Genomic DNA, 19,321 nt, shown 5'->3' with positions numbered 1-19,321 from the left:
CCTGTCACCATGACAATCAAGGCATGGAATCGCAAGTTTAGGTCAACTACGCTGACCTAAACTAGCAAGATCCGCGTTCATCAATGGCGGGTTCGGGAGGTCTCATGCCGCTGGATACATTTCTGGCACTCGTTCTGTTTGCCTTCACGACATCGATCACGCCGGGTCCGAACAACATGATGCTGTTTGCGTCAGGCGTAAATTTCGGCTTCCGGCGAACGATCCCGCATATGCTCGGCATCGGTGCGGGTTTCTTCTCGCTGTTGCTCGGCGTCGGGCTTGGGCTTGGCGCGCTGCTGCACACGGTGCCGATTGTCTATACCGTCTTGAAGTTCGCCGGTGGCGCCTATCTCGTCTGGATTGCCTGGAAGATCGCCACGTCGCGCTCGCTCAGCGAAGGCAACGGCGCAGTGAATCCGATGTCGTTCCTGTCGGCGGCGGCCTTCCAGTGGGTCAATCCCAAGGCATGGGTGATGGCGGTGACGGCGATGGCGACCTACACGATCCAGGACATCTATTTCGTCAGCGTGCTCATCGTCGGGCTGGCCTTTGCCGCCGTCAACGTGCCGAGCGTTTCCACCTGGGCCGGCTTCGGCTCGGCGCTGCGCGAGTGGCTGTCGGACCCCGTGCGGCTGAAATGGTTCAACATCACGATGGCAGTCCTGCTGGTCCTCAGCCTCTGGCCGATGCTAAAGTAGTGCGATCGAGGGCTTTGTCAGCATCAGCCAGAGAAGGGCGATAACGGCGAAAAAGGCGGGGATTCCGAAGGCGAACCAGACTCGGTAGAGGCGGAAATAGGCCGTCGGAAGCGAGGCTTGCGCTATGGCCGCGCTGCTTGCGAGATCGCGAAGGCGGATCTGGATCCACACAACCGGTAGCCAGAAAAGCCCAACGAAGACGTAGAGCAGCAGCGACAGGGCGATCCAGCCTTCGCTGAGCGGCCAGCCGATGAGCCACGCCAAGAGAAAGCCTGTCACCGGCTGGAGAATTGCCGCGGTCGCGGTGAAAATCGTGTCGGCGATGACGACGGTTCCGGCGACATGCGCAATCAGCTGCGGATCCCGCGTCCTGTGTGCCATCACCATAAAGAAAGCGATGCCGGCGCCGGTTCCAAACAGGACCGTCGCGCCGACCACGTGTGCGAGCAGGAGCAACTCTTGGAGCATCAGCGTTCGTCCAGAATGGCGAGGCAGGCGAGAGTCAGCAGGACCGATGGCAGCACCTTGACGAGCGGTCCCAACGGATCGAGCCAGAGCGAGGGTTCAAGAAGGCAGGCGCCCGAGAGGTATACGAGCGAGACGGCCAGCATGCCGACGAGGGCCTGACGGGAAAACGGCCTGACGAGAACAGTTGCGCCCAGCAGCATGTCGATGAGGCATGTCATGAGGGTCAGCGCGACGGCCGCGCCGGGTGGCATGAAGGGCAGGAAGTGATCGCTGGCGCGCTCAAGCCCAAAGAGCGGGATGATACCCGAGAGCAGCCAGAAGAGCGACAGGCCGCCGATCATCAAGGGTTTTAGGAAATAGAGCCGGGCGAACCACAGATCCTGGATGCCCGCGGGGCTGGAGAACACGGCTGCGGATGCCAATTGGGCGGTTGGCGACGGGCGGCTCGGGGCAACGGTGTGCACGCCTTCGGACATGACCGCAATCGCCGTGGAGCGCAGCGGCGATCGCCACCCAAGGCGGCCGGCGATATCGGCAAGCCATGTGATCGGCCTTGCCACACTGGCGGGGAGGGCAAGGACGGGCGCTGGCGGCAGACCAAGCCATCGCCGGTGCAGCAGAACCAGATCTCCAAGCGTCAACCTCTGGCCACTTGCCAGATCGACGTCGGTGCCGGAGGGCAGCCGCCCGCAGGCCGCGTCGCTGACGGCTGTCGCCACATCGTCGAGTGCGACGGTCTCGGCAGGGCTTTCGACATGGATCAGCGGCAGGCAGAACGGGAAGGAGGCGAGCGCCCGCAGCAACGCCGAGCCGCCATACGCATTGCGGCCGAGCACGAGGGCCGGACGCAGGATGACATGGGGCAGGCCGCTGGCGGCAAGGGCCTCGTCCGCCCTGCGCTTGGTGGCGAGAAACGGCAGGTTGCTCGCCGCACCGGCGGTGCGCGCCGATATCTGGACAATGCGTTGTTGCGACGTCTGTCTTGCCGCGTCGTAGAGGGCGAGCATCGCGTTTGTCTGGGTCGCGGCGAGATCGTCGGACAGGCCGTCCTGCAATGCGCCCGCGCAGTTGATGACCACGTCCTGGCCCTGGATGATTTCGATCCAGTCCGCCGCCGAAGTCATGCGCGAGAGGTCGGCCCCGATCCAGCGTATGCCCGGCTGCTGCAGCCGGGCACGGCTGGGGTTGCGTCCAAGGCCGGTGACCGCATGGCCATCGGCCAGCATGCGGGTCGCGATCGCTGAGCCGATGAAGCCTGTGGCGCCGAGAATCAGGATGTTCATGTTTCTGAGCTTAGCCGAAAAGTTGCATGCGCATAGAAGGGCTTGGCGAGGTACATTCCAGGGCTTAAAAGTGGGATCGTATCCGCGGAGGGGACTCTCTTGCACAACGATCACGACCACCATCACGACGACCACGACCACTACCACGACAACCGCTATTCCGACATGCAGGCGCGGGTGAAGGCGCTTGAAACCGTGTTGACGGAGAAGGGGTTGATCGATCCTTCGGCGATCGACGCCATTGTCGAAACCTACGAAACGAAGATCGGTCCGCGAAACGGTGCGCGCGTCGTCGCCAAAGCCTGGAGCGATCCGGAATTCGCAACGTGGCTGAAACGGGACGCTACGGGGGCGATTGCAGGTGTCGGCTATACCGGTAGGCAGGGCGAGCACATGCGCGCCGTCTTCAACACGGCCGACACCCACAATCTCGTCGTCTGCACCCTCTGCTCCTGTTATCCCTGGTCCGTTCTCGGGCTGCCGCCTGTCTGGTACAAGGCACCGGCCTATCGTTCGCGAGCGGTCATCGATCCGCGCGGCGTGCTTGCCGAGTTCGGTGTGTCCTTGCCGGAGGGCAAGAAAATCCGCGTCTGGGATTCGACGGCGGAGTTGCGGTATCTGGTTATTCCGGAGCGGCCGGCAGGGACCGATGGTTGGAGCGAGGAACGGCTTGCGGAACTGGTCAGCCGGGATGCGATGATCGGCACGGGCGTCGCGGCAGAGCCGGGAGCGTCGGCATGAACGGCCCGCACGATCTCGGCGGGCAGATGGGATTTGGACCGGTCGCGCCGGAGAAGGATGAGCCTTACTTCCATTCGGAATGGGAGAAACGAGCGCTCGGGCTTACCTTGTCGAGTGGTGCATTCGGCGCGTGGAACATCGATGAAAGCCGGCATGCGCGCGAGAGCATTCCGCCCGCTGCCTACCTTTCAGCGAGCTATTACGAAATATGGACACGGGCGCTCGAGGTGCTGCTTGAGCGACATGGTTTCGTCAGCGCTGGCGAGATCGATGCGGGGCAAAAGCAGACCGCCGGAGCCGCGCCCAAGCGCATCCTCAAGGCCGACATGGTGGCGGGCGTGCTGGCAAAGGGTAGTCCTTGCGACCGCCCGGTCGACGCGCTGGCGCGCTTTGGCGCCGGCGACGTGGTGCGGACGAAGAATTTCAACCCGGCGACCCACACACGGCTGCCGCGCTATGCGCGCGCCAAGGTCGGCGTCGTCGAGGCGCTGCAGGGTTCCTTCGTCTTCCCCGACGACAATGCGCATGGCAAGGGCGAGAACCCGCAATGGGTCTATACCGTCGTCTTTGAGGGCGGCGAGATATGGGGCGAGGGTGCTGACCCGTCGTTGACCGTGTCGATCGATACCTGGGAGAGTTATCTTGAGCCGGTGTGAGACCACATCGCCGCTGGCGCAGTCGCCACAATTGCCAAAGTCTGTCGAGGGCGATCCGGTATTTCCGGAGCCCTGGGCAGCCGAGGCCTTTGCCATGACCGTGCATCTGCACGAGCGAGGGTTATTCACCTGGGGCGAATGGGCTGAAATTCTCTCCGCCGAGCTGCACAAGCCTGACCGAGCTGAAGACGGCAGCGACTACTTCGATTGCTGGGTCGCGGCGCTTGGGGCAATACTCGTCAATCGCGGCGTTGCGGATGCGGACACGATCTTGGCTTTGCAGGAAAGCTGGCAGCGAGCGGCGGAAGCGACACCGCATGGCAAGCCGATCGACCTGGCGAACGATCCCCAGCGTTGATGGTCATGACGGGAACTGGCGGTAGCATTCCTCGGCGACCTTTCTCAGCATGTCGCGTGATATCTCGCCGGTGACGGCGTAGCCGAGTTCTCCGTCGATCCAGTAGAAGGTTTCAACCTTGTCGGCGGCGGCGAAGCGGAAGCTCGTTGTCCGATTGTCGGCGTTGCGGCCGACCAGTACCGTCAGGCGTTCGCCGCCCTGGTTCTCGTACATGAACATAGCACCCGGCTTGCCGTCGACCGGAAGGAGGCGGCCGCCTACCAGCTGGAAGCCGAGGTTCTGTAGATCGGGAACCTTGAGGTTCGCGATGGCCAGTCGCTTGCCGAGCCACGTGGCAAGGTGAGCCTCCTCGTTTGCGAAAACCTCGACCGGATGACGAACCTCGCCCGCGTAGACAAGGAAGGCGTTCTGCGCTTCCTTGGGAAACGTCCCGGACGCAGCCAACTGCAGCTCGGGTCTCGCGAAAAACTGGGGTCCATAGTGCCCGGCCAAAGCACCAAGGGCAAAAACGGCGGCGAGTGCTGCGGCAGCAACGGAGCGCCTTGGCCATGCGGAGGCGGCAGGCGACCGCCCGAAGAGGTTGCTATCCGTGTCCCTGCTCTTCTCGTGGCCGGCGAAAAGCGTCCGGATTTCGGCGTTCTGGGCCTGCCATTCGGCCACCCGCGCGGCATCGTCTGCGTGCTCGTTCAGCCACGCCTCGATTCTCGCCAGATCCGCCTCCGGCAGATGCCCGTCGGCATAGGCATGAAGGTCCGCTTCGGTCACGGTGGGGTCAATCTCGTTCATTTCGGTCTCCGAAGCGTAATGATGTTGTCGGCTTTCATGCGTTCTCCGATCAGCTGGCGCGCGCGCGACAAGCGCGACATGACGGTGCCGATCGGGATGTCGAGGGCAGTCGCGACCTCCTGGTAGGTATAGCCCTCGATGACAACAAGCATCAGAACGGCGCGATGGTCCTCGGACAGGCTGTTCAGCGCAGTCTCAAGCCGAGACCGTTCCAGCGGGTCGGTCGGCGCCTCGGGTGCGGCTAAGTCGACGGCGCCGTCGAGGTCGACGAGGCCGCCGCGGACGGCGCTGCGCCTTTGGTTGCGATAGAGGTTCGTCATGACGGTCAGCATCCAGCCGCGCAGGTTCAGGCCGCGCCATTGCGTGCGGCGGGCCAGTACCTTTTCCACGCAATCCTGAAGCAGGTCCTCGCCGTCGGCATCGGAGCGCGTCAGGCTCCGCGAATAACGTCTCAGGGAGGGGAGAAGGGCCAGGATCTGGCCCTCGAAGGTTTCGGGTGCGGGCGGCTTCATGCCTGCTGTCCCGTCTGCCGCCTACGGCTTTGCAACATCCCAGACATCCTTGAAGCCATCACCTGAAATATCGCCCATCTTCTTGTCCTTGACCCAGAAATACAGTGGCATGCCGTCCTTCGCCCACTGTTTCGTGCCATCCTTGCGGTCTACGACCGAGTATGCTCCCTCAGCCTTGGCATTGCCATCCGCCACCAGCGGCGGCCAGGCCTTGGCGCAATCGTCATAGCAATTGGATACGCCCGTCTTGTCTTTCTTGAAGGTGTAGAGGGACATGCCGTTTTCGCCCGCGAGCACCTTGCCCTTGGCGGATTCGACAGTCTTGACGGGCGGTGCTGCGAAGGCGGCTGTTGCTGCGACCGATGCGACGGCCATTGCGATCATGAACTTCACGGATTTCATCAGTTCTCTCCTCGGGTTGGGCGCACGCTTTTTGCGTTGGCTGACATGAGACACGGCAGGCGGCGGTTTTATTCCCGATGCAGCGGAAGATTTTTTTGCAGTTGCCTATCCCATGCGAATCCTGCCAAGTCGATCGACCATGCAATTTGCTCCGCAACAAGATGAAGCCCTGAAGGCCGTTTCAAAATGGCTGAAGGAGGGACGGACCCCGATTTTTCGCCTGTTCGGCTATGCCGGCACGGGCAAGACAACGCTTGCGCGGCATTTCGCGGAGCATGTCGATGGGGACGTGCTGTTTGCAGCCTTCACCGGCAAGGCGGCGCAGGTTCTGCGTTCGCGTGGTGCGAGCAATGCGAGGACGCTTCACTCGTTGATCTATCGCCCGCGCGGCGAGGAGGCAGTCGAGGACGAGGAGACGGGCAAGACGTCGATCGCGCCGATGTTCTCCATCAACCGGCAGAGCCCGGTGGCTAAAGCCGCGCTCATCGTCGTCGATGAATGCTCGATGGTGGACGAGGCGCTGGGCAAGGATCTGATGAGCTTCGGTACGCCGATTCTCGTCCTTGGCGATCCCGGCCAGTTGCCTCCCGTTTCGGGCGGCGGCTACTTTACCAATCAGGAGCCGGACTACCTGCTGACCGACATCCATCGCCAGGCGCGCGACAATCCCATCATCAAGCTTGCGATGCAGGTGCGCGAAGGCAACGAAATCATGCATGGCGACTATGGCACCGCGCGGGTGATCTCGAAGAGCGAGGTGAACCAATCGCTGGTGCTGGATGCCGACCAAGTGCTTGTCGGCACCAATCGCACGCGCCGGCGCTACAATCAGCGACTGCGGGAACTGAAGGGATTCACGACCGATTATCCGCAGACGGGCGACAAGCTCGTGTGCCTGCGCAACGATCCGGCCAAGGGGCTGCTCAACGGTTCGCTCTGGCAGGTGATGACGTCTTCGAAAGAGACGACCAAGCCGGGGATCAACCTGTTGATCCGTCCTGAGGACGACGACATGGACCGTGGTGCGGCCAAGATCAAGCTGCTCAAGCAAGCCTTCGAGGATGTCGAGGGTGAAATTCCATGGAACACGCGCAAGCGCTACGACGAATTCGATTTCGGCTATGCGCTGACCGTGCACAAGGCGCAGGGTTCGCAGTGGAATAACGTGGTGCTGTTCGATGAAAGCTGGGCGTTTCGCGATACCCGAGAGCGCTGGCTCTACACGGCAATCACGCGCGCTGCGGAAACGCTGACGATCGTTCGCTGAGCGGCCTGCAATACGGTGGCGGCAGTATAGGGGCTGGTCGATTCAGACCTGGACGACGCCGAGCAACACGGCCTTGGCGATCGCCTGAAAGCGGTTGTGGGCCCGGAGTTTGCCGATGATTGCTGTCTCGATGGACTTTGCTTCGTCCTCCTTCAGGCCAAGCGCACGTGCAAGACGGTGGGTCGACAGGCCCTCGGCCATCAGGACCAGACACCGCCGCTCCTGGTCGGTCAAGGCGTGTTCCGACAGGTTGTCGTTGAGCGGCATATCGTCCTTGTCATTGCCGTCTTCCAGGAGCTCGCTGACCTGCTGGAGCTGACGGTGGAGAGTGGACATCTCGGCGCAGAGCTCACGCTTGCGGGATGTCAATGCGGAGTGAAACACGGCATCGGCGTCTTCCTGCGACGTCGATTGGCAAAGATCATTCATCAGTTCCTGGATGACGGCCACTGCCATGCCCGCTTCGCGGCAGACGTTGATCACTGCCATTCGCATGACATCGGTCGGATGATACACGCGCATGAGCCCGATCCTGCTCGATGCGATCAGTCCTTTTTCCTCGTAAAAATGCAATGTCCTATGCGTTACCCCAAACGCGTTGGCCATGTCGGCGATCGGCACTTTTCCGTGTGGCAGATCCGGCGGCAACGCGGCTGACGGCAGGAATCTGTGTGCCGGCGGCGCCAGCGCGGAAACGCCTGCAGAAAGCGTGTGCTTGTATCTATCGGCCATGAACCCTCCTGTTGTGCACATCGTGCAGCTTGCGCAGTGCGGAGATGTGGGCGCGGTCGAACGGGGTTTCCTCTAGACGGTCCTTTGGTTTTTGTAGCAACGGCCGGTGCGCCGTGGCGATGCATTGTGGTTAGGTTATGCGTGGAGTAGCTGATTTGTTAGTGTTAAAAATAATCACTTTTAAATAATAGAGCAATGTCGCCGACAGATTGCCCTACTGGCGGTCTCTTTGGTTAGAAATAGCTGGAATTTTGCGATCTAATCGTTTCATCAGGTGAAACGGAACGGAATTTACTTTGTTCCGTTCTGCGTGCGAAAGTTGTGCCGATCATCAGAAATTCACATGCATTCATGCACGAATCTCGTTGGCCCTGATCGCGTGCTTGGCTTAAAAGCGTTGCAGCCTTCGTTTCAATGGAATCTCGCCATGCCGACCAAGCTTTCCGTAAATCTCAACGCCATCGCCATGCTACGCAATCGCCGTGATTTGCCCTGGCCGAGCGTCGAAGAACTGGGACGAATAGCGCTTAAGGCGGGGGCGAGCGGACTGACCGTTCACCCGAGGCCGGACCAGCGCCACATTCGCTTTTCCGATCTTCCAGTCATCCGCAATCTGATCGATGACGAGTTCCCGCATGCAGAGTTCAACATCGAGGGGTATCCGACGGACGAGTTTCTGGACATCTGCGCGAGCGCTGCTCCGGAGCAGGTCACGCTGGTGCCCGACGATCCGTCGCAGGCAACGTCGGACCACGGGTGGGATTTTCGCAAGAACCGGGATTTCCTGACTGGCGTTATTGCGCGTCTGAAGGCAACGGGCACCCGCGTCTCGCTGTTTGCCGATGGCGACGGCGATGCCGAAGCTTTGGCGATCGCTAAGGCGGTGGGCTCCGACCGGATCGAGCTTTACACAGGTCCCTATGGCGGCTGCTATGATGCGCCGGAGAAGGCAGCGCCTATTCTCGAAGCGCTGGGCAAGACGGCCGATGCTGCTCTGGCGCTCGGGCTTGGTGTCAATGCAGGCCATGATCTGACGGTCGCCAACCTGCCGCTGCTGGTGAAGCGCATCCCGAAGCTCGCGGAAGTCTCCATCGGACACGGGCTGACTGCGGACGCTCTGGAATACGGCATGGCCGAAACCGTTCGCCGGTTCTGCCGTGCTTGCGGACAGAAGATCTAGGCAATCTTCCATCGAGAAAGCCCGCCCCGCAGAGTGCAGGGCGAGCCTGTACGACATCAGACGGTGAGTGCCGCCCTGTGCGCCACGAAGAAGTCCTTGAGCTTTTCCTGCTGTTTGCCGGTGAGCTTCGTGAAGTCGCCGGTGACCAGGTCGAAATTGCCGGCGCGGATGTTGGCGTCGGCAGATACCAGCATATCGGCGACGAAGTCTGGCAGGCCGGCGCCGCGCAGGCCCTTGCCCAGCTGTTCATCGGTCACCTTCACGGCGGCGAGTGGCTTGCCGACAGCGTCCGCGACAACAGCGGCGATCTGATCCGCGGTCAGCGATTCACTTCCGGTCAGCGTGTATGTCGCACTGTCGCTCGTGCCCGACGCGAGGGCGGCGGCGATCGCCGAGGCGCAATCTTCGCGGGAGATATTGGCCACCTTGCCGTCGCCTGATGCCGTATACCAGCTGCCGGCCTGCAAATTGTGCGGCATGCCGTGGAGGTAATTGTCCATGTACCAGGCGTTGCGCAGGATCGTGTATGGCAGGCCGCTTGCCTTAACCGCGTTTTCGGTGCCGAGATGATCCGGCGCGAAGGTGACGAGCGACTTGTCGGGAGAGGGCATGGATGTGTAGGCGATGTGCTTGACGCCGGCCTTGACCGCGGCTTGGACGGCGGCCGTGTGCTGCTTGAGGCGCTGGCCGGCAACGGCGAGCGCGTCGGTGCTGATGATGAGCAGGCGATCGACGCCATCGAATGCGGCCGTGAGCGACGACGCGTCATCAAAGTCGGCTTTGCGGATTGTGACGCCCTTGGCGGCGAGGCCGGCGAGCTTGACGGGGTCGCGTGTGGCGGCGATGAGGTTGGCCGCCGGAACCTTGTAAGTTTCTAGCAGGTGATGAATGACGCGCTGGCCGAGCTGGCCTGCCGCGCCGGTGATGAGAATCGTGTCGCTCATGTCTTTACCTTTAGGTTCGATTGCGGGTCTCAAAAAGAGACTAGCACTAAAATAGGAATTGACGAGGCGCTGTAAAGGAGGCAGTTTTTAGGCTGTACGTTACCAAAAGGGAACCAACGCATGAGCGGCGCCGTCGTCAACCTGAAGAGCAAGGCTGCAGCCGCAATCCGGCGTGAGGTCGATCTCAGCAGTCTCGATTTCAACAATTGCCCTGTTCGGGACATGATGCAGCAGATCGGCGGCAAATGGTCGACGCTGATGCTCGAAGCGCTGTCGCAGCGGCCCTATCGCTTCGGTGAACTGAGGCGGATGATTCCGGATATCTCGCAGCGCATGCTGACGCAAACGCTGCGGGATCTGCAGCGTGACGGCTATGTCGAGCGCGAGGTGTTTCCGACAAAGCCGCCGAGTGTCGAATACCGGATGACAGAACTCGGGCGCTCGCTTTACACGACGCTGGCTCTGCTGCTGAACTGGGCGGAGGCGAACCATGGTGCTGTTCGCGCCGCCCGTGTTCGTTTCGATCAAACCTCGATCTGAGGATCAGCGGCGCCGACCTTCCGTCAGGAACAGCAGGAAAGCGAAGGCGGGGAAGCAGAGGCCGATCCAGGCCGTCATCGCCCAACCGCCCGTTGCAAAGGCCCAGCCGCCAATGGCGGAGCCGAATGCGCCGCCGGCAAAGAACGTCGCCATGTAGAGGCCGTTGAGGCGGCTGCGGTGTTCCGCGCTGATCGCGTAGATCGCGCGCTGGCCCACGACAAGATTGGTCGTCACGCCGAAATCGAGAAGAATTGCAGCGGCAGTCAGCAGCAGCAGGGCCGTTGTCGAGCCGTCCGCTGCAAAGTGGCCGACGAGGAATGCCGCCATTCCAAACAGCATTGCCAGCGCAGAAGCGATTTTCGTCAGGCCGCGGTCGGCCAGGCGCCCTGCGATCGGGGAAGCGATTGCGCCCGCTGCGCCCGCCAGCGCAAAGAGTGCGATGCCGTTCTGCGTCAGGCCGAATTCCGGTCCCGCAAGCAATAGCGGCGTCGTCGTCCAGAACAGGCTGAATGCGCCGAACATGCCGGCCTGATAAAGTGCCCGGCGCTGCAGCACGCGCGAATGCAGGGCGAGATGCGCCATCGACGCCAGCAGTTGGCCATAGCTCAATTTCGTGTGCGGGACACGAACCGGCAGGTTTGCGCGCAGGATGACGACCAGCAGGATCATGACCGCCGCAGTCACGAAGTAGACCATGTGCCAGGAGGTGGCTTCGGCCAGGAAGCTGGCGAAGGGACGCGCGAGCATGATGCCGCAGAGCAGACCGCTCATGACATTGCCGACGACGCGTCCGCGTGTGGCATCCGGTGCCATGTTCGCGGCAAAGGGAACGAGCACCTGCACCGCGACGGATGACAGGCCGATGCAGAGCGAGGCGATCAGGAACATCATCGGCGTCGACGACAGGGCCGCGCCGACAAGGGCGATGGCGGAGGTGGCGATCAACGTCAGCACGAGCTTGCGGTTTTCGAGCAGATCGCCGAGCGGGACGATCAGCAGCAGGCCAAGGCCATAGCCGATCTGGGTCAGTGTCACGATGAGGCCGGTGGCCGCCGGGCTGAATCCCAGTGATGCACTGATCGGCCCGGCAAGCGGCTGGCCGTAATAGAGATTGGCAGCCACAAGCCCGCAGGCAGCGGCGAAAAAGAAGGTCATCAGGGGCGAGATCGACGGGGCGGCGACGGTTTCTCGCGTTGCGGCAGACAGGCTCATGCTGGGCTCCGGTGGGGCGATCGGATGATCGTTGCGGTCTGCGGGAGCGGCCAGCCGCTTCCCGATGGATGAGGTCAGTCGAGAAGCTTCATGGCTGCCGCAGCGACGGCGGCCATCTCCTCCCCTGTGCGTCCGGTTTTTCCGACGATGCGCATGCCTTTTGTCAGGCAAAGCAGCGCCCGGGCGGTCGTCGCGATGTCGATGTTCTTGGAGATCGAGCCATCGCTTTGACCGAGGCGAAGAAGATCGAGAATGAGCTTCTCGTTGGCGTGGAACGCCGCTGCCACGCGGTCGGCGGCTTCCGCGTCGAGTATTGCCAGTTCATTGGCGCTGCCGACGACCAGACAGCCGCGCCTGCCGGATTCGCCGTGAGACGAAATGGCATAGGACGTCAGGACTGCCCGGATCTTTTCACGGCCTGTCGCGGCCTTTGCCATTCGTGCATCAAGCAGATTGCGACGGACCGAGCGGTAGCGATCGAAGGCCGCCAGGAAGATGCCCCGCTTGTCCTTGAAGGCCTTGTAGACGCTTCCGGATGCAAGCTCCATGGCGTCGGTCAGTTCGCTGATGGAGGCGGCGTGATAGCCGCGTTCGGAGAACACGCGCAGAGCCTTGTCGAGCGCCGCGTCCATATCGAACGCCCGTGGTCGTCCGCGGGTCTTTGACTTTTCATCTGCCGTCGCTGAGGTCATAACGACCTAATTAGGAAATGATCGTTTCCAAATCAAGTGAAACTTTTGCGATGCAGCAAGCTCACAAATCCAGAACCCAGGTCTGGCCGTTCTCCTGCGGGCCAAACATGCGGTGTTTCTCCTCGGAGACGAGGCGGAAGCCGGTCTTGACGTAGATGCTTCGGGCCGCATGCAGGATGTCGTTGGTCCAAAGCGATATCTGGCGATACCTCTTGGCCTTGGCAAAGAGGATGCACTCATCCACCAGCGTCCTGCCCAGCCCAAGCCCGCGTGCTGCCTTGTCGACGTAGAGAAGCCGCAGCTTGGCAACGCCGTCGCCGCCATTGGCGATCACGATCGAGCCGACGTTTATGCCGCCGCGCTCGGCGATCCAGCAGTATTCCAACTCAGGATCGAAATTGTTGAGGAATTTGCCCGCGACCTCTGCAACAAGGCCTTCGAAGCGCATATTCCAGCCATACTCCTCGGTGTAAGCCTTTGCCTGGCTTTGTATGATCCAGCCGAAGTCACCGGGGCGATGGGCGCGGATGGTGGCGAGAGCCGGCGCCGCCTTCGGAGCCAGCAGTGTGCGGATCGTCGTCATGGCGGCGACGATACTCTGGGGCTCGCCAGGCGCGAGGCCGTCAAATCGTTCGGCAATCTGGGCGCTGGAGCGCCTGCCAAGTTCCTGAAACTGCGTGCGTCCCTTGTCTGTGACAGAAATGATCTGGCTGCGCAGGTCGGCGGGATCGGGCTTCGTCTCGATCAGAATCTCAGCGCGGAAGCGCTTGAGGATGCGGCTGAGATAGGCAGGGTCGAGCTGAAGATCGCGCGCAAGCGTTACCGCGCTGATGCCGTCGTGCGAGCCGATCTCGAACAGAACGCGCGCGTCGGTCAGCGTGTAGGGCGTATCGAGATAGGCCTTGTTCAAGACGCCGAGGAAATTGGTGTAGAAGCGATTGAAATCGCGAGCGGCCTCGACGAGCGCGGAATCGGACATGGACAAAATCTCCTTGTGGGAGATTTTGTCCTGTAAATAGTTGACTGAGTCAACTAAATTCTTCTGGCTATGCCGCGACGGTTTCCGCCATCGCTCCCTGAGCGAGCGCGAAATCGACTGCGGCCTTTGCGTGAATCTCGGTCGTGTCGAAGCCAGGCAGGGGGAGGCGGTTCGGATCAAGGATCAGGCAGATTTCCGTGCAGCCGAGAATGATGCTGTCGGCACCCTTTGCCCGTTCGCGCTCGATTATCTCCAGCAGCTTCCGGCGCGAGCTGTCGACAACCTTGCCGGCGCAGAGCTCGTTGAAGATGATGTCGTGGACGGTCGTGCGGTCTGCTGCGTCTGGCACCATGATATCGACGCCGAGGCCCTTCATGCGTTCGGCATAAAAGCCGTGCTCCATGGTGTAGCGCGTCGCGAGAAGCAGCGGACGCTTGCGGCCGGCGGCCATCAGCGAGGTTGCCGTTTCGTCGATGATATGGATGAGCGGCACGGAGATCCGCGCTGCGACCTGATCGGCAATCAGGTGCATCGTGTTGGTGCAGATGAGAACGCTGCGTGCGCCAGCTATCTGCAGACGCAGCGCGACGTCGCCGAGGCGCGCGGCCGCACCATCCCAATTGCCGGCCTTCTGCAAGGCGACGATTTCTTCGAAGTTGACGGAATGCATCACCAGTTCGGCAGAGGCGAGGCCGCCGAGGCGTTCGCGCACCATCTCGTTGATCAAGCGATAGTAGACCGCGGAGCTCTCGAAGCTCATACCGCCGATCAAGCCGATTGTCCGCATTTCCCTATTCCTCCCGTAGTGGTGATCTTGTTTGGCAATGATGCATGGAATTTGACGCAAACGGTTCGCGTTGTTTGTCGCTATTGCCGGGACGGCGGTAGATATTCGCGTCGTTTTGGAATATTGTGCAAAAAACAAGCGTGCTCGACAGGAGATGCGATGCTGGATGAACGCGACAGACGAATCCTGGAGTTTCTGCAGGCGGATGCCGGCATTTCGGTGACGGATCTCGCCGCACACGTGGCACTTTCCGTTTCCGCCTGCTCTCGCCGCATTCAGCGGCTTGAGGAGAGCGGTCACATCGCGCGGCGGATCGTCGTTCTCGACCGCGAGAAAATGGGCGTTCCGACGACCGTCTTCGCTTTGATCAAGACCGCGCATCATTCGGACGAGTGGATCGACAAGTTCCGCAGGGTCATTGCCGATATTCCCGAGATCGTGGAGGCCCATCGCCTGACGGGCAATCAGGACTACGTGCTCAAGATCGTGCTGCCCCGTGTCGAGCATTATGACGTCATCTACAAGCAGATCGTCCGCAAGATCGAGCTCTTCGACGTTTCGGCGTCGATCTCCATGGAACTGCTGAAAGGCGGCAGCTCGATCCCGGTCGGTTACGCTGTCTGAGGCCGCGCGGCAGATCGCCTTCGGCAGAGACCGGCGCGATCGATGCGCAAGCGGCCAGTGCAGGCGAGCTATGCCCAAACGACTGTTGAAAGCGGTGCTCCATCAATGACATGGTCGCGGCGAATGCCATAGAGCGAAAGGGCAGATCATGAGCGACCATCACGTCGTCGTCGTTGGCGGCGGCTTCGGCGGCCTTCAATTGGTGAATGATCTAAAAGGCGCAGGTGTAGGCATCACGCTGGTCGATCGGCGCAATCATCATCTCTTCCAGCCGTTGCTCTACCAGGTCGCGACGACCATTCTTTCGACGTCGGAGATCGCCTGGCCCATCCGCCGTCTTTATAGCGATCGACCGGATGTCACGACGCTACTCGGCGAGGTTTCCAGCGTCGACACTGCCGCACGAGAGGTCACGTTGCGCGACGGAACGATCTTGCCGTACGATACGCTTGTTCTCGCCACCGGTGCGACGCATGCCTATTTCGGGCGTGACGAGTGGGAGCCTGTTGCACCCGGACTGAAGACCCTTGAAGATGCGACGACGATCCGCAGGCGCCTGCTGCTTGCTTTCGAGCGTGCGGAGACCGCGACCGATCCGGCTATGCGCGATGCCCTCTTGACCTTCACCATCGTCGGCGCAGGTCCGACCGGCGTCGAGCTCGCGGGCATCATCGCCGACCTGGCGCACAAGACGCTGCCGCGGGAGTTCCGCAACATCGATACCCGCAAGACGAAGGTGGTCCTGGTAGAGGCCGGCCCACGCGTGCTTGCGAGTTTCGCTCCGGAGCTCTCGGCCTATGCGCAGAAGGTACTCGAGGATCTGGGCGTCGAGGTCCGTCTCGGGCAGCCGGTGACGAATTGCTCGGCCGAGGGCGTGCAGATCGGCGAGCAGTTCATTGCGAGCCGGACGATCGTCTGGGCGGCCGGCGTACAGGCGTCGCCGGCGGCGAAGTGGCTGGCAGTCGGTGCCGACCGGGCAGGGCGCGTCGTTGTCGGAAAAGATCTGACGGCACCCGGGTTGCCCGAGGTTTTCGTCATCGGCGATACGGCGTCTGTCCTGCAGGACAACGGAACGCCGGTGCCCGGCATCGCACCGGCGGCGAAGCAGCAGGGCTCCTATGCGGCCAAGGTCATCCGGGCGCGGGTTGAGGGCAAGGCCGCACCGGCGCCGTTCCGCTATCGGCATCAAGGCAGTCTGGCCACGATCGGCCAGAGTGCGGCGATCGTCGACTTCGGCAGGATCAAGCTGAAGGGGGGAATTGCCTGGTGGATATGGGGCATCGCCCACATCTACTTCCTCATTGGCACACGCTCGCGCTTTGCCGTCGCCTGGAGCTGGCTGTGGATCTACCTCAGCGGCCAGCATAGCGCTCGGCTGATCACGCAGAAGGAAACCATGCGGGACGAGAGTTAGGCGGCTCCGGAGAGCCGCCATATGTCTTACGCCAGYGAGGCGATGTCGATGACGAAGCGGTAGCGCACGTCGCTCTTCAGCACGCGCTCGTAGGCCTCGTTGACCTGCTGGATGTTGATCTTCTCGATCTCCGACACGATGTTGTGCTTGCCGCAGAAGTCGAGCATTTCCTGCGTTTCCTTGATCGAGCCGATCATCGAGCCGGACAGGCTCTTGCGACCCGGGATCAGCGAGAAGGCGTGGACCGGGATGGCATGTTCCGGCGCGCCGACGATGACCATCGAGCCGTTGACCTTGAGAAGGCCGAGGTAGGCGTTCCAGTCGATCGCAACGCCGGCGGTGCAGATGATCAGGTCGAAGGTGCCCGCAAGTTTTTCGAAGGTCGATGCGTCGCTTGTTGCGTAGTATTCCTTGGCGCCGAGCTTCAGACCGTCTTCCTTCTTCGAAAGAGTCTGCGAGAGGACGGTGATCTCTGCGCCCATGGCCGCACCAAGCTTCACGCCCATATGGCCAAGTCCGCCCATGCCGACGATGGCGACCTTCTTGCCGGGGCCGGCATTCCAGTGGCGCAGCGGAGAATATAGCGTGATGCCGGCGCACAGCAGCGGCGCTGACGCGTCGAGCGGCAGGTTCTCCGGGATCGACAGGACATAGCCTTCCTTGACGACGATCGAGTCGGAGTAGCCGCCCTGGGTCGCCGTCTTGCCATCGGCTTCGACGCTATTATAGGTCTGCACCAGACCCGGCATGTAGTGCTCGTTGTCGAGGTCGCGGTTAGCGCAACCGACGCAGGAATCGACGAAGCAGCCGACGCCGACGCGGTCGCCGACCTTGAACTTCGTGACGGCCGAGCCGACGGCGGAAACGATGCCGGCGATCTCGTGGCCGGGAACGATCGGGTAGACCGCATTCTTCCATTCGTTGCGAACGGTATGGATGTCGGAATGGCATATGCCAGCAAACTTGATGTCGATGACGACATCGTCCGGATTGGGCTCGCGACGCTCGAACGTGAACGGCGTCAGCGGCTTCGAGGCATCAGTGGCGGCATAGCCTTTTGCGATAGCCATTGGAAAACTCCATATATCTGGGTGGGGTGGTTCGGATGCTGAGACTTATGGGCCAAACGCGGCCAGATGCGTTAGAGTGATCCTCCTAGCTTTTTGCACAATCCTGCAAATGTCAGCCTGCTGCCTGCTTGCAGGCGCGCAAATTTACCTTAGATAAAAGCGTCTCCGATTGCTTCAAAACACGGATTTTCTCGCATGACTTTGCCTTTCGGTTCCTATGGGGAAATAGCCTCCATTGCTGCGCGGTTTGCCCCTGGTGACGGCGAGTTTGCGACGGCCGTCGACAATCTCTTCGTGAGCCGCCGGACGCGGCCGACGGAGCCGCTGCATACAGCCTACCGTCCGTGTTTTGCGCTGGTGCTGCAGGGCGCAAAGAGCCTGCGTCTTGGCACGGAAACGCTGAGCTACGGGACGGGCGACTATCTGCTGACTTCCCTTGACCTGCCGGTGGCGTCAAGGGTCACGGAAGCGAGCGAGCAATTACCGCATCTCTGCCTTGCGCTCGCGATCGATGCGGAAAAGCTGTCGGCATTGCTCAGGCGCGTCGAGGTTCCGCGGCAGGCGACCGACAAGACGGGGCTTCGCGGCATGGCCGTCAATATCGCGCCGCCCGAGCTGCTTGACGCTGCCGTCAGGCTGCTGCGGCTGCTTGATCGTCCCGACGACATTGCCGCGATGGCGCCGCTGATCGAGGAGGAAATTCTCTATCGCATCCTGACAGGTCCCGACGGCCCGCGACTTCTCAACATCGCGATGGCGGAAAGCCAGGGAAACAAGATCGCCCGTGCCGTCGGCTGGCTGCGCGAGAATTTCTCGCGGCCGCTTCGCATCGAGGAACTCGCCGAACGCGTCAACATGAGCGTCTCGTCCTTCCACCATCACTTCAAATCGGTGACCGCGATGACGCCCGTGCAATACCAGAAGCAGCTTCGGCTGCACGAGGCGCGGCGCCTGATGTTTGTAGAGCGACTTGATGTCGGGACTGCGGGATTTCGCGTGGGCTACCAGAGCCCATCGCAATTCAGTCGCGAATACGGCCGTCTCTACGGCCTGTCGCCGCTGCGTGACCTTGATACGCTGCGGGAATCCATCGCTGCGGAGTAGCGCGGTCGGCCGCGTGAGCCGCATCGTATGGCAAGAGATCGATTGCCGTGATCGGCCGGATTGCCATGCGTTCGCCGTCGATCTCGACGGCGGTCCATTGCGATAAATTTCTTCAGGTCGTGCTTGACGGGACAGGGACTTTGCAGCATAAAGCGCACGAACCGTACCGTACGGTACTTATTGGGAGCTTGCGTCGTGTCCGTCGAAAACTTGGAGCCCAGCGAATTTTCGCCGCGCCAGAACGCCGTTCTGGAGCAGGCGCTGCGGCTGCTCGTCGACGGCGGCGAAAAGGCGCTGACGACATCGGGTGTTGCGCGCGCTGCAAACTGCTCCAAGGAAAGCCTCTACAAATGGTTCGGCGACCGCGACGGGCTGCTGTCGGCGATGATCGCCTATCAGGCGAGCAAGGTCAGGACCTTCGAGCGCAATGGTGAGCGGCTGACGACGACCAGCCTGCATGACCATCTCGTCATTTTCTCGCGCGATCTGCTCGATGTTCTGGCGGGCGACGTTTCGCTGGCGCTGAACAGGCTCGCCATCGGCCAGTCGCCGCGCGATGGCTCCAAGCTCGGCAAGCTTCTACTTGAGCGCGGACGACGCCAGATCGACCGTCGTGCGATGGGTTTGATCGATTCCGGCAAGCGCGCCGGACTACTGCGTTTTTCCGACGCCGACGAGGCGTATCATACGCTCTATGGCCTGATCGTTTCCGATCTGCACGTGCGTATGCTCCTTGGCGATTCCGGCGTCAAGGATACCGCTCGTCAGGCGGAGAGGGCGGTGACCTCGTTTCTCCGGCTCTACGGCACCGAAAAAGCATTGGCAGACATGCCCGCTATCGGCTGATTTCGCTTTTTACTGACAGTCAACAA

General features: G+C 61.5%; 23 protein-coding genes. 11 read left to right on the top strand and 12 right to left on the bottom strand.

The annotated features are described in order from the left end of the window. The first annotated feature begins 104 nt into the window (after positions 1 to 104). A complete protein-coding gene (locus AC1DMK_RS04575; protein WP_477857409.1) occupies positions 105 to 698 on the top strand; it encodes a LysE family translocator in 594 nt (197 codons plus the stop codon). On the opposite strand, the gene AC1DMK_RS04570 is transcribed toward AC1DMK_RS04575, so the two are convergent. Further along, positions 690 to 1,166, bottom strand: coding sequence for a DUF2269 family protein (locus tag AC1DMK_RS04570; protein WP_477857407.1), 477 nt, complete (start codon positions 1,164 to 1,166; stop codon positions 690 to 692). The genes AC1DMK_RS04575 and AC1DMK_RS04570 overlap by 9 nt on opposite strands. After that, entirely contained in the window at positions 1,166 to 2,449 is a 1,284-nt protein-coding gene (locus AC1DMK_RS04565) for an SDR family oxidoreductase (RefSeq protein ID WP_477857405.1), read from the bottom strand. The genes AC1DMK_RS04570 and AC1DMK_RS04565 overlap by 1 nt, the downstream gene beginning before the upstream one ends. Positions 2,450 to 2,548: 99 nt before the next feature. Between AC1DMK_RS04565 and nthA the strand changes: the two genes are divergently transcribed. From nthA to AC1DMK_RS04550, 3 genes are read left to right on the top strand one after another with little or no spacing between them, the layout of a single operon-like run. After that, a complete protein-coding gene (gene nthA / locus AC1DMK_RS04560) occupies positions 2,549 to 3,190 on the top strand; it encodes a nitrile hydratase subunit alpha (protein ID WP_477857403.1) in 642 nt (213 codons plus the stop codon). After that, entirely contained in the window at positions 3,187 to 3,846 is a 660-nt protein-coding gene (gene nthB / locus AC1DMK_RS04555; protein ID WP_477857402.1) for a nitrile hydratase subunit beta, read from the top strand. The genes nthA and nthB overlap by 4 nt, the downstream gene beginning before the upstream one ends. Next, the gene (locus AC1DMK_RS04550; RefSeq protein WP_477857400.1) at positions 3,833 to 4,204 is read left to right on the top strand and encodes a nitrile hydratase accessory protein; all 372 of its coding nucleotides are present in this window, start codon (positions 3,833 to 3,835) and stop codon (positions 4,202 to 4,204) included. Before nthB ends, AC1DMK_RS04550 begins: the two co-directional genes overlap by 14 nt. 3 nt (positions 4,205 to 4,207) lie before the next feature. Here the strand turns inward: AC1DMK_RS04550 and AC1DMK_RS04545 are convergent, their stop codons facing one another. The 3 genes from AC1DMK_RS04545 to AC1DMK_RS04535 are packed head-to-tail and all read right to left on the bottom strand — an operon-like array spanning position 4,208 to position 5,904. Further along, positions 4,208 to 4,990 carry an anti-sigma factor family protein gene (locus AC1DMK_RS04545; RefSeq protein WP_477857398.1) on the bottom strand — a complete coding sequence of 261 codons (783 nt, stop codon included), beginning with the start codon at positions 4,988 to 4,990 and terminating at the stop codon, positions 4,208 to 4,210. Next, complete coding sequence (locus tag AC1DMK_RS04540) at positions 4,987 to 5,502, bottom strand: RNA polymerase sigma factor (RefSeq protein WP_477857396.1); 516 nt, start codon at positions 5,500 to 5,502, stop codon at positions 4,987 to 4,989. Before AC1DMK_RS04540 ends, AC1DMK_RS04545 begins: the two co-directional genes overlap by 4 nt. Positions 5,503 to 5,523: 21 nt before the next feature. Beyond that, positions 5,524 to 5,904, bottom strand: coding sequence for a COG4315 family predicted lipoprotein (locus AC1DMK_RS04535; protein WP_477857394.1), 381 nt, complete (start codon positions 5,902 to 5,904; stop codon positions 5,524 to 5,526). A 139-nt stretch (positions 5,905 to 6,043) separates the two neighbouring features. Here AC1DMK_RS04535 and AC1DMK_RS04530 point away from each other — a divergent pair, with 139 nt between their 5' ends. After that, positions 6,044 to 7,171: an ATP-dependent DNA helicase gene (locus tag AC1DMK_RS04530; protein WP_037066268.1), complete on the top strand. Its 1,128-nt coding sequence runs from the start codon at positions 6,044 to 6,046 to the stop codon at positions 7,169 to 7,171. 42 nt (positions 7,172 to 7,213) lie between these two features. Here AC1DMK_RS04530 and AC1DMK_RS04525 read toward each other — a convergent pair whose 3' ends face one another. Further along, complete coding sequence (locus AC1DMK_RS04525; protein WP_477857392.1) at positions 7,214 to 7,903, bottom strand: MerR family transcriptional regulator; 690 nt, start codon at positions 7,901 to 7,903, stop codon at positions 7,214 to 7,216. A gap of 427 nt (positions 7,904 to 8,330) precedes the next feature. On the opposite strand from AC1DMK_RS04525, the gene AC1DMK_RS04520 reads away from it, so the two are divergent. Next, positions 8,331 to 9,083 (top strand): pyridoxine 5'-phosphate synthase, encoded by a 753-nt coding sequence (locus tag AC1DMK_RS04520; protein WP_477857390.1) that lies wholly within the window; start codon positions 8,331 to 8,333, stop codon positions 9,081 to 9,083. Between the two features lie 56 nt (positions 9,084 to 9,139). Here AC1DMK_RS04520 and AC1DMK_RS04515 read toward each other — a convergent pair whose 3' ends face one another. Next, the gene (locus AC1DMK_RS04515; RefSeq protein ID WP_477857388.1) at positions 9,140 to 10,027 is read right to left on the bottom strand and encodes an SDR family oxidoreductase; all 888 of its coding nucleotides are present in this window, start codon (positions 10,025 to 10,027) and stop codon (positions 9,140 to 9,142) included. A 120-nt stretch (positions 10,028 to 10,147) separates the two neighbouring features. On the opposite strand from AC1DMK_RS04515, the gene AC1DMK_RS04510 reads away from it, so the two are divergent. Continuing rightward, positions 10,148 to 10,567, top strand: coding sequence for a winged helix-turn-helix transcriptional regulator (locus AC1DMK_RS04510; protein ID WP_037066190.1), 420 nt, complete (start codon positions 10,148 to 10,150; stop codon positions 10,565 to 10,567). A gap of 3 nt (positions 10,568 to 10,570) precedes the next feature. Here the strand turns inward: AC1DMK_RS04510 and AC1DMK_RS04505 are convergent, their stop codons facing one another. The 4 genes from AC1DMK_RS04505 to AC1DMK_RS04490 form a co-directional block, all read right to left on the bottom strand. Next, positions 10,571 to 11,779, bottom strand: a complete 1,209-nt coding sequence (locus AC1DMK_RS04505; RefSeq protein ID WP_477857386.1) for an MFS transporter — start codon at positions 11,777 to 11,779, stop codon at positions 10,571 to 10,573. Between the two features lie 74 nt (positions 11,780 to 11,853). After that, entirely contained in the window at positions 11,854 to 12,471 is a 618-nt protein-coding gene (locus AC1DMK_RS04500) for a TetR/AcrR family transcriptional regulator (protein ID WP_477857384.1), read from the bottom strand. Positions 12,472 to 12,532: 61 nt separating this feature from the next. Continuing rightward, positions 12,533 to 13,450 carry a bifunctional helix-turn-helix transcriptional regulator/GNAT family N-acetyltransferase gene (locus tag AC1DMK_RS04495; protein WP_477857382.1) on the bottom strand — a complete coding sequence of 306 codons (918 nt, stop codon included), beginning with the start codon at positions 13,448 to 13,450 and terminating at the stop codon, positions 12,533 to 12,535. Positions 13,451 to 13,517: 67 nt separating this feature from the next. Next, positions 13,518 to 14,237, bottom strand: coding sequence for an aspartate/glutamate racemase family protein (locus AC1DMK_RS04490; RefSeq protein WP_477857380.1), 720 nt, complete (start codon positions 14,235 to 14,237; stop codon positions 13,518 to 13,520). 159 nt (positions 14,238 to 14,396) lie between these two features. Between AC1DMK_RS04490 and AC1DMK_RS04485 the strand changes: the two genes are divergently transcribed. Both AC1DMK_RS04485 and AC1DMK_RS04480 read left to right on the top strand, forming a co-directional pair. After that, entirely contained in the window at positions 14,397 to 14,861 is a 465-nt protein-coding gene (locus tag AC1DMK_RS04485; RefSeq protein ID WP_037066180.1) for an Lrp/AsnC family transcriptional regulator, read from the top strand. 148 nt (positions 14,862 to 15,009) lie between these two features. Continuing rightward, positions 15,010 to 16,275, top strand: a complete 1,266-nt coding sequence (locus AC1DMK_RS04480) for an NAD(P)/FAD-dependent oxidoreductase (RefSeq protein WP_477857378.1) — start codon at positions 15,010 to 15,012, stop codon at positions 16,273 to 16,275. A gap of 26 nt (positions 16,276 to 16,301) precedes the next feature. Here the strand turns inward: AC1DMK_RS04480 and AC1DMK_RS04475 are convergent, their stop codons facing one another. Continuing rightward, positions 16,302 to 17,345 carry an NAD(P)-dependent alcohol dehydrogenase gene (locus AC1DMK_RS04475; protein WP_477857376.1) on the bottom strand — a complete coding sequence of 348 codons (1,044 nt, stop codon included), beginning with the start codon at positions 17,343 to 17,345 and terminating at the stop codon, positions 16,302 to 16,304. A gap of 195 nt (positions 17,346 to 17,540) precedes the next feature. Between AC1DMK_RS04475 and AC1DMK_RS04470 the strand changes: the two genes are divergently transcribed. Further along, positions 17,541 to 18,449: an AraC family transcriptional regulator gene (locus AC1DMK_RS04470; protein ID WP_037066177.1), complete on the top strand. Its 909-nt coding sequence runs from the start codon at positions 17,541 to 17,543 to the stop codon at positions 18,447 to 18,449. Positions 18,450 to 18,629: 180 nt separating this feature from the next. Beyond that, positions 18,630 to 19,295 carry a TetR/AcrR family transcriptional regulator C-terminal domain-containing protein gene (locus AC1DMK_RS04465; protein WP_477857374.1) on the top strand — a complete coding sequence of 222 codons (666 nt, stop codon included), beginning with the start codon at positions 18,630 to 18,632 and terminating at the stop codon, positions 19,293 to 19,295. Positions 19,296 to 19,321 lie beyond the last annotated feature (26 nt).

The organism is Rhizobium sp. 05L419 (assembly GCF_056397845.1).
The sequence above is the reverse complement of the archived record's forward strand: the minus strand, read 5'-3'. Positions and strand labels throughout refer to the sequence as shown.

Coding starts and splice junctions, on each gene's coding strand:
- AC1DMK_RS04495 (WP_477857382.1), bottom strand. CDS start 13,450: ATGTCCGATTCCGCGCTCGTCGAGGCCGCTCGCGATTTCAATCGCTTC.
- AC1DMK_RS04525 (WP_477857392.1), bottom strand. CDS start 7,903: ATGGCCGATAGATACAAGCACACGCTTTCTGCAGGCGTTTCCGCGCTG.
- AC1DMK_RS04515 (WP_477857388.1), bottom strand. CDS start 10,027: ATGAGCGACACGATTCTCATCACCGGCGCGGCAGGCCAGCTCGGCCAG.
- AC1DMK_RS04570 (WP_477857407.1), bottom strand. CDS start 1,166: ATGCTCCAAGAGTTGCTCCTGCTCGCACACGTGGTCGGCGCGACGGTC.
- AC1DMK_RS04520 (WP_477857390.1), top strand. CDS start 8,331: ATGCCGACCAAGCTTTCCGTAAATCTCAACGCCATCGCCATGCTACGC.
- AC1DMK_RS04535 (WP_477857394.1), bottom strand. CDS start 5,904: ATGAAATCCGTGAAGTTCATGATCGCAATGGCCGTCGCATCGGTCGCA.
- AC1DMK_RS04470 (WP_037066177.1), top strand. CDS start 17,541: ATGACTTTGCCTTTCGGTTCCTATGGGGAAATAGCCTCCATTGCTGCG.
- AC1DMK_RS04565 (WP_477857405.1), bottom strand. CDS start 2,449: ATGAACATCCTGATTCTCGGCGCCACAGGCTTCATCGGCTCAGCGATC.
- AC1DMK_RS04540 (WP_477857396.1), bottom strand. CDS start 5,502: ATGAAGCCGCCCGCACCCGAAACCTTCGAGGGCCAGATCCTGGCCCTT.
- nthB (WP_477857402.1), top strand. CDS start 3,187: ATGAACGGCCCGCACGATCTCGGCGGGCAGATGGGATTTGGACCGGTC.
- AC1DMK_RS04485 (WP_037066180.1), top strand. CDS start 14,397: ATGCTGGATGAACGCGACAGACGAATCCTGGAGTTTCTGCAGGCGGAT.
- AC1DMK_RS04530 (WP_037066268.1), top strand. CDS start 6,044: ATGCAATTTGCTCCGCAACAAGATGAAGCCCTGAAGGCCGTTTCAAAA.
- AC1DMK_RS04545 (WP_477857398.1), bottom strand. CDS start 4,990: ATGAACGAGATTGACCCCACCGTGACCGAAGCGGACCTTCATGCCTAT.
- AC1DMK_RS04480 (WP_477857378.1), top strand. CDS start 15,010: ATGAGCGACCATCACGTCGTCGTCGTTGGCGGCGGCTTCGGCGGCCTT.
- AC1DMK_RS04490 (WP_477857380.1), bottom strand. CDS start 14,237: ATGCGGACAATCGGCTTGATCGGCGGTATGAGCTTCGAGAGCTCCGCG.
- AC1DMK_RS04500 (WP_477857384.1), bottom strand. CDS start 12,471: ATGACCTCAGCGACGGCAGATGAAAAGTCAAAGACCCGCGGACGACCA.
- AC1DMK_RS04510 (WP_037066190.1), top strand. CDS start 10,148: ATGAGCGGCGCCGTCGTCAACCTGAAGAGCAAGGCTGCAGCCGCAATC.
- AC1DMK_RS04505 (WP_477857386.1), bottom strand. CDS start 11,779: ATGAGCCTGTCTGCCGCAACGCGAGAAACCGTCGCCGCCCCGTCGATC.
- AC1DMK_RS04575 (WP_477857409.1), top strand. CDS start 105: ATGCCGCTGGATACATTTCTGGCACTCGTTCTGTTTGCCTTCACGACA.